This is a genomic window from Paraburkholderia sp. SIMBA_054 (assembly GCF_046534875.1).
GTDB classification, from domain to species: domain Bacteria; phylum Pseudomonadota; class Gammaproteobacteria; order Burkholderiales; family Burkholderiaceae; genus Paraburkholderia; species Paraburkholderia hospita.
This window is the reverse complement of record NZ_JAWRXV010000364.1, coordinates 1-358: the sequence shown is the minus strand read 5'-3', so window position 1 is coordinate 358 and position 358 is coordinate 1. Positions and strand designations below refer to the sequence as shown.

Below are 358 nucleotides of genomic sequence, written 5' to 3'. Positions count from 1 at the left end.
CAATAAACATATAGTCAATTTTTGTTTTAAAGAATTCCCTGTAAAAGTTGTATACATCTACAGAAAGCATAAATAAGGGAATTATGCCTTTTTTTCACCCTTCTTGTTAATTTTATTAGCCTCCCAATATTCCCTTTCATTACTTATTATTTCTTCAACGCTTACAGCAAGCTTTCTTTCCCTATCTTCATCTTCATATATTCCCCAGTGGCAGTTAAAGAGGATACATTCTCTTTTTAAAAGCTCTGCGTGCTTTCTATATCTAAACCAAGTATCTTTTACACTAACCAGGGTGAGAATACTAGCTAGAACACTAGCAACACCTGCTATTATAGATACTAAAATTAAAGAAAAAGAG

At 32.1% G+C, this 358-nt stretch carries 1 protein-coding gene; it reads right to left on the bottom strand.

Annotation, left to right across the window (positions count from 1 at the left end; all coding sequences use genetic code 11):
• Positions 1-81: 81 nt before the first annotated feature.
• Positions 82-358: DUF4231 domain-containing protein (locus tag SB822_RS55505; RefSeq protein WP_410858898.1), on the bottom strand; the 277-nt coding region annotated here is incomplete at its 5' end.